Raw genomic sequence first — 6,947 nt, forward strand, 5'->3', positions numbered from 1 at the left:
ATGTTGTTGATCCACCGCATTCGCCAGCAAGCCGGCTCCCACAAAAAGGGTGATAGCGCGCCAGATCCATCTAACCAGCCGATCAATCCCCCGCAAAATCGTCAACCATCTATCGCCTTAACAGGCATACCATAGGCGCCATTCCCACCTGTTCCGGAGTGAGCCTTATGACTCAATTACGTAAAGTGCTGTCGATCCAGGCCGGTCAACCGACTTCTGACGGCGCAGGCGTCAAGCTGACACGCGTCTTCGGCGGTCCCGGTGTCGAGTCGTTCGACCCGTTTCTGATGCTCGACGAATTCGGTTCCGACAAACCTGACGACTACATCGCCGGCTTCCCGCCGCACCCGCACCGTGGTTTCGAGACGGTGACCTACATGCTCGAAGGCCGCATGCGCCACGAAGACCACATGGGCAACGTTGGCCTGCTGCAAGGCGGTGGCGTGCAATGGATGACCGCTGCGCGCGGGGTGATCCACAGCGAAATGCCGGAACAGGAAGAAGGCGTGATGCGCGGCTTCCAGCTATGGCTGAATCTTCCCGGTAAATCGAAGATGGGCGACGCGGGTTACGATGATATCCAGCCGGAACGCATCCCACGGGTCACCACGCAAAACGGCGTCGACGTGGTCGTCATCGCCGGGCAGTTCGACGACGGTCAGACGCAACAGGCCGGCGCGGTGCAGCGTCCGGACACTGAGCCGCAGTACTTCGACTTCCATATGCCGGCCGGCGCGAGCATCGCCCCAAAGGTTCCGGAAGGTCATCGTGTGCTGCTGTATGTGTACGAAGGTGAGGTGGAAATCGCCGGTCAACCGCAGAAACTCGGCAAGAGCCGTCTGGCTCGAATGTCCGAGAACGGCGAGCTTCAACTGACCGCATCGGTCGACAGCAGGGTGCTGCTGATTGCCGGTAAACCGCTGGGCGAGCCGATCGTGCAATACGGGCCGTTCGTGATGAACAGCCGTGAAGAGATCGAACAGGCGCTGCGCGATTTTCGGGATGACAAGCTGACGGCGTAATACCTGAGTCACTCTTGGGTGTGGGAGCCGGCTTGCTGGCGAATGCGGTATATCCAGCGCTGAATCAGGTGACTGAAACACTGCGTTCGCCAGCAAGCCGGCTCCTACAGATTCAGTGTGCCTGACACAGAACTGTGTCAATCCAGCCGCAAAAACCTCATCAGTTGTTCCTTCTGGGCCATCGCATCGCGGCGGCCCAGTTCGATCAGCTCACTGCAATACCCCGATTCGAACAGCAGATAACTCAGCACCCCTGCCCCGCTGGTCTTGGTCGCGCCCGGGCCGCGCAGAAACGTGCGCAACGCAGGCGGCAGTTCGCGGCGATGGCGGGCGGCGATTTCATCAATGGGTTGGCTGGGAGAGATCACCAGCACCTCGACTGGCGCAAGCGACTGCGCGGGCGTCGGTTGCTCCGAGACTTGAGGTGAAGGCTCATGGGGCGTCTGGGGTGGCAGCATGCGGCTCAGCAGGTTCAGCCGTTCGAGTAACTCGATGTCGCTCTCGAGGCTGTCGATGAACGTGCTGTTGAGCAGGTGCCCGCCAATCTGGGCCAGAGTCGGCTGCACACCACTCACCGCGCGCTGCCTCGGCGTGTTCGCGCCCAGTCCGCGCGGGTTGCCACTGACGCCGACCACCAGCACGCGATTGGCCCCCAGGTGCAAGGCCGGACTGATGGGCGCCGACTGACGCACCGCACCATCGCCGAAGTATTCGTGTTCCAGCCTGACCGGCGCGAACAGCAAAGGAATCGCCGAACTGGCCAGCAGGTGATTGACCGTCAGCCTGGTCGGCAAGCCGATCCGTCGATGCCGCAACCAGGCGTCAATGCTGCCCTTCCCCTGATAGAAGGTCACAGCTTGACCCGACTCATAGCCAAACGCAGTGACTGCCACCGCCCGCAGATGCCTGGCCTCGATGGCTTCGTCGATTCCGTCGAGATTCAGCCGCTCGGTGAGCAGGTCCTTCAGCGGCGAACTGTTGAGCAGCGCCACAGGCACTTGTTGGCGACCGATGCCCAATAAACTGCGCCCGAAGAACCGCGCCGCCTGACGAATCACGCCGGCCCAGTCGCTGCGCAGCACTTGATGGCTGCGAAAGCCCTGCCAGAAGTCAGTCAGTTCATGAATGGCGGTACGAAACTGCGCCGCGCCGCTGGCGAGCTTCACCGCGTTGATCGCGCCTGCCGAGGTGCCGACGATCACGGGAAAAGGGTTCTTCGCGCCCACCGGGAGCAAGTCGGCAATGCCCGCAAGCACGCCAACCTGATAAGCCGCGCGGGCTCCGCCGCCGGACAGGATCAGACCGGTGACCGGCTCGATGGCATTCGGGATCTGCGACCCGGTTGAAGCGCTGCTGACGGTTTCTTGTTCTGTTGCGCTTGTCGTCATGAAGGTTCGGCCCTGGGGTTCAACCACGCTTTTTATACAGTTTCGGCTCGCCCGGCGGTCGGCTTTTGAAACGCCGATGCGCCCACAGGTATTGCTCGGGGCATGCCGTCACCGCGCGCTCGACCCACTGATTGATGCGCAGGCAGTCGGCCTCATCGCTTTCACCGGGGAAGTTCTCGAACGGCGGGTGAATCACCAGTCGGTAACCACTGCCGTCCGCCAGACGCTCCTGGGTAAACGGCACCACCCGCGCGCGGCCAAGGGTCGCGAACTTGCTGGTGGCAGGCACCGTGGCCGCCGGAATGCCGAACAACGGCACGAAGATGCTTTGCTTGGCACCGTAATCCTGATCCGGTGCGTACCAGATGGCCCGGCCCTTGCGCAGTTGCTTGATCATCCCGCGAACGTCCTCGCGCTCAACGGCGATGGAATCCAGGTTGTGACGCTCACGGCCCCGGCGCTGCACATAATCGAACAACGCGTTCTTGTGCTCGCGGTACATGCCGTCAATGGTGTGTTGCTGGCCGAGCAATGCGGCGCCGATTTCAAGGGTGGTGAAATGCAGCGCCATCAGGATCACGCCCTGGCCTTCAAGCTGCGGCTGCTTGAGATGCTCCAGGCCTTCGATATGGGCCAGCCGGGCCAGCCGTTGCGGGCTCCACCACCAGCTCATGGCCATTTCGAAAAAGGCGATGCCGGTGGAGGCGAAGTTCTCTTTGAGCAAACGCTTGCGTTCGGCCTTGGAGTAATGCGGGAAGCACAGTTCAAGATTGCGCGCGGCAATGATCCGGCGGTCGGTGGCGAAGTAATACATGATCGCGCCAAGCGCCCGACCAATGGCCAACAGCACTCGAAACGGCAACTGCACGACCAGCCAGAGCAGACCCAGCCCCAGCCAGAGCGGCCAGTAGCGAGGATGAAGAAATTGAGCTCGAAAACGCGGGCGATCCATTACAGCTTCCGTCAGGGCAAAGGCGGGCATTCTACATCGTCTCGACCGGATCGGTGGCGGTTCATCGGTTGCCGCTCCCTTGCGACTCGCGGGCGTTCTCGTTATAAGTCTCGGCACTTTTAGCGACAAGCCGCTGTATGCCGACATGAGCCAAATCGAATTGCAAGACAAGGATCCCGTGTTCCAGTTGAAGGGCAGTATGCTGGCCATCACCGTGCTGGAGCTGGGCCGCAACAACCTCGAAGCGCTGGATCGTCAATTGGCGGCAAAAGTCGCCCAGGCGCCGAATTTCTTCAGCAACACCCCGTTGGTGCTGGCACTGGACAAGCTGCCGCCCAACGAAGGCGCGATCGATCTCCCGGCGATGATGCGCATCTGCCGCCAGCACGGTCTGCGTACACTGGCCATTCGCGCCAATCGCATTGAAGACATTGCGGCCGCCATTGCCATCGACCTGCCCGTCCTGCCACCGTCGGGTGCGCGGGAACGACCGCTCGATCCGACGGAAGGCGAAGTCAGGAAAAAGCCCGAAGTCATCGAAAAACCACCCGAGCCTCTGATCAAGCCGACCAAGATAATCACGGCTCCCGTGCGCGGTGGTCAGCAGATTTATGCCCAGGGTTCGGACCTTGTGGTGATTTCCTCCGTCAGCCCCGGCGCGGAACTTCTCGCCGATGGCAACATCCATGTGTATGGTCCCATGCGAGGTCGGGCACTGGCGGGCATCAAAGGCGACACCAAAGCGCGGATTTTCTGCCAGCAAATGGTGGCCGAACTGGTCTCCATCGCCGGGCAATACAAGGTTTCCGAAGACCTGCGCAGAGATCCTCTGTGGGGGGCCGGGGTGCAGGTCAGTCTGTCCGGCGACGTGTTGAACATCACCCGTCTTTAACGGATACTGCGCCATTTTCAAAGCCACTCTGATTCATTGCGAAAACGATGCAAAGGGAAAGGAAATCCGGGAAATTCATTTGTTTTCTCGAAACATGAGCCTCCATCAGGCGCGTGTCTCCACCGTTGCTCGCATCACGCTGTGTCACGAGGGGCTCTTCAGGGACTAAAAATCCTTTTCCTCTAGGGGTGATTCACCTTGGCCAAGATTCTCGTGGTTACATCCGGCAAGGGTGGTGTGGGCAAGACCACCACCAGCGCCGCTATCGGTACAGGCCTCGCTCTGCGCGGCCACAAAACAGTGATCGTCGACTTCGACGTCGGCCTGCGTAACCTCGACCTGATCATGGGTTGCGAGCGTCGCGTCGTTTATGACTTCGTCAACGTGGTCAACGGCGAAGCGAACCTGCAACAGGCCCTGATCAAAGACAAGAAGATCGAAGGTCTGTACGTACTGGCCGCAAGCCAGACCCGTGACAAGGAAGCGCTGACCAAAGAAGGCGTGGAAAAGGTCCTGATGGAACTCAAGGAATCCTTCGAGTACATCGTCTGCGACTCCCCTGCCGGTATCGAGACGGGCGCTCACCTGGCGATGTACTTCGCCGACGAAGCGATCGTCGTGACCAACCCGGAAGTGTCCTCCGTACGTGACTCGGACCGCATGCTGGGCCTGCTGGCCAGCAAGTCGCGTCGTGCCGAGCGCAACGAAGACCCGATCAAGGAACACCTGCTGCTGACCCGTTACAACCCTGAGCGTGTCAGCAAGGGCGAGATGCTGGGCGTGGAAGACGTCAAGGAAATCCTGGCCGTCACCCTGCTGGGCGTGATTCCTGAATCCCAGGCTGTGCTCAAGGCTTCCAACCAGGGCGTGCCGGTCATCCTCGACGACCAGAGCGACGCCGGCCAGGCGTACAGCGATGCCGTCGACCGCCTGCTGGGCAAAGACCGCGAGCACCGCTTCCTGGACGTACAGAAAAAAGGATTTTTCGAACGTCTGTTCGGGGGTAATTAATGAGTATTTTTGACTTCTTTCGTGCCAACAAAAAGCCAAGCACCGCGTCGGTAGCGAAAGAGCGTCTACAGATCATCGTGGCGCACGAACGCGGCCAACGCAGCACTCCGGATTACCTGCCAGCCTTGCAGAAGGAACTGGTGGAGGTCATCCGCAAATACGTCAATATCGGCAACGATGACGTACATGTCGCGTTGGAAAACGACGGCAGCTGCTCGATTCTGGAACTCAATATCACCCTGCCTGATCGTTGATCGAACAGGCAGTCGCCACGGCGGCTCGGTCACCCGAACCCTTTGCGGGGCGCGGGTGAGCGAGCCGCCGTTGGTGTTTTCAACGGGTCTATTTTGCGAAGAGACCTTTAGCTACGAGGCTGTTTGATGCCGCTGTCCAATGTTCACATTCTCCATCAGGACGATGCCGTGCTGGTGGTGAACAAACCCACCCTGTTGCTTTCGGTGCCTGGTCGCGCCGACGACAACAAGGACTGCCTGATCACGCGCTTGCAGGAAAACGGCTACCCCGAGGCACGGATCGTCCATCGGCTGGACTGGGAAACGTCCGGGATCATCCTGCTGGCCCGCGATGCGGATACGCACCGTGAGCTGTCTCGTCAGTTTCACGACCGGGAAACCGAAAAGGCGTACACCGCGCTGGCCTGGGGGCAGCCCGAACTGGACAGCGGCAGCATCGACCTCCCCCTGCGGTATGACCCGCCGACCAAGCCCCGGCATGTGGTGGACCATGAGTTCGGCAAGCATGCGCTGACGTTCTGGAAGGTACTGGAGCGTTATGACACGCATTGTCGGGTCGAACTGACACCGATCACCGGGCGTTCGCATCAGTTGCGGGTGCACATGTTGTCGATCGGGCATCCGTTGTTGGGGGACGGACTATATGCACATCCCGAGGCGTTGGCGGCCTATCCGCGGTTATGTCTGCACGCGAGCATGTTGACGTTTACTCATCCTGTTTCGGGGGAGCGGTTGCGGTTTGAGTGTGCAGCGCCGTTTTAAATGCGCTGTTTTGTGGGTGGCGCCTAGATCGGTGGGTATATCCGTTTTCTATAGTGATGCACGTCTTTGGTTCTGCCTAACGGCAGAAGCGTTCCGCCTTCGGCGGGTTACTTGAAAAGACCCCAAGTAACCAAGGGTCCAGCTCCTGGCTAGGCCCGACTTCGTCGGGTTCCCTCAACTCCGGCGATGCTCCGTGGGTCCGCCGCCATCGGCCATCCATGGCCGGGGGCGGCTCTCGCGGCATCCATGCCGCTCGACCCACTCCGCACCGCCTGCGTTCGGCCTGCACCCAAGTCGCGTTCTGTGTGGTCTGAACTGTCGCGTAAAAGAGTAACGCGGGCTGGAGCTAACGCCCTTCGCTTTTTTGGTACGTGCATCAATCGTCTGCTCGCATTCTTAACTGTAGGAGCGCGCTTGCTCTGGGCCGCACTCGGACGATCTGCCGGGAACCGGCAGCAAATCCGGTGAACACGGTGTGTCAGGTACTACCGAGTCGTCTGATTTTGCTACCGCTGCGCGGCAGATCGCGGGACAAGCCACGCTCCTACGGCATCCGGCCAGAATCAAAAGCCGCGAACCCTCTTCAATCCCGAGTCTGGGCGGAGGGAACACACGTTATGCTTGGCACAGCCTTGCTTCTGCCTGGAAGGCGTAGGAGCGTGGCTT

Annotated in this window: 6 protein-coding genes and 2 pseudogenes; 5 read left to right on the top strand and 3 right to left on the bottom strand. The window is 60.3% G+C overall.

Translation table 11 applies throughout. The annotated features are described in order from the left end of the window. Positions 1–167 precede the first annotated feature (167 nt). Positions 168–1,022, top strand: a complete 855-nt coding sequence (locus tag BMY73_RS25930; RefSeq protein WP_092410713.1) for a pirin family protein — start codon at positions 168–170, stop codon at positions 1,020–1,022. A gap of 137 nt (positions 1,023–1,159) precedes the next feature. Here the strand turns inward: BMY73_RS25930 and BMY73_RS28970 are convergent. From BMY73_RS28970 to BMY73_RS25940, 3 genes and pseudogenes are all read right to left on the bottom strand, one after another. Continuing rightward, positions 1,160–1,408: pseudogene (locus BMY73_RS28970) on the bottom strand (patatin-like phospholipase family protein); the annotation flags it as partial. Between the two features lie 62 nt (positions 1,409–1,470). Continuing rightward, a pseudogene (locus tag BMY73_RS25935) lies at positions 1,471–2,410 on the bottom strand (patatin-like phospholipase family protein); the annotation flags it as partial. A 19-nt stretch (positions 2,411–2,429) separates the two neighbouring features. Next, a complete protein-coding gene (locus BMY73_RS25940; RefSeq protein WP_062390340.1) occupies positions 2,430–3,362 on the bottom strand; it encodes a lipid A biosynthesis lauroyl acyltransferase in 933 nt (310 codons plus the stop codon). Positions 3,363–3,507: 145 nt separating this feature from the next. Here BMY73_RS25940 and minC point away from each other — a divergent pair, with 145 nt between their 5' ends. The 4 genes from minC (at position 3,508) to BMY73_RS25960 (ending at position 6,281) form a co-directional block, all read left to right on the top strand. Beyond that, positions 3,508–4,254 carry a septum site-determining protein MinC gene (minC, locus tag BMY73_RS25945; protein WP_092410717.1) on the top strand — a complete coding sequence of 249 codons (747 nt, stop codon included), beginning with the start codon at positions 3,508–3,510 and terminating at the stop codon, positions 4,252–4,254. Between the two features lie 198 nt (positions 4,255–4,452). After that, positions 4,453–5,265 (top strand): septum site-determining protein MinD, encoded by an 813-nt coding sequence (gene minD, locus BMY73_RS25950; RefSeq protein ID WP_062390343.1) that lies wholly within the window; start codon positions 4,453–4,455, stop codon positions 5,263–5,265. Next, positions 5,265–5,519 carry a cell division topological specificity factor MinE gene (gene minE / locus BMY73_RS25955; RefSeq protein ID WP_037013831.1) on the top strand — a complete coding sequence of 85 codons (255 nt, stop codon included), beginning with the start codon at positions 5,265–5,267 and terminating at the stop codon, positions 5,517–5,519. The genes minD and minE overlap by 1 nt, the downstream gene beginning before the upstream one ends. Before the next feature lie 126 nt (positions 5,520–5,645). Continuing rightward, positions 5,646–6,281 (top strand): RluA family pseudouridine synthase, encoded by a 636-nt coding sequence (locus BMY73_RS25960; protein ID WP_062390345.1) that lies wholly within the window; start codon positions 5,646–5,648, stop codon positions 6,279–6,281. The last annotated feature ends 666 nt before the right edge of the window (positions 6,282–6,947 follow it).

Origin of the sequence: Pseudomonas sp. NFACC02 (assembly GCF_900110765.1) — a bacterium.
In the GTDB taxonomy this organism is placed as follows: Bacteria; Pseudomonadota; Gammaproteobacteria; order Pseudomonadales; family Pseudomonadaceae; genus Aquipseudomonas.

Coding starts and splice junctions, on each gene's coding strand:
- BMY73_RS25930 (WP_092410713.1), top strand. CDS start 168: ATGACTCAATTACGTAAAGTGCTGTCGATCCAGGCCGGTCAACCGACT.
- BMY73_RS25940 (WP_062390340.1), bottom strand. CDS start 3,362: ATGGATCGCCCGCGTTTTCGAGCTCAATTTCTTCATCCTCGCTACTGG.
- minC (WP_092410717.1), top strand. CDS start 3,508: ATGAGCCAAATCGAATTGCAAGACAAGGATCCCGTGTTCCAGTTGAAG.
- minE (WP_037013831.1), top strand. CDS start 5,265: ATGAGTATTTTTGACTTCTTTCGTGCCAACAAAAAGCCAAGCACCGCG.
- BMY73_RS25960 (WP_062390345.1), top strand. CDS start 5,646: ATGCCGCTGTCCAATGTTCACATTCTCCATCAGGACGATGCCGTGCTG.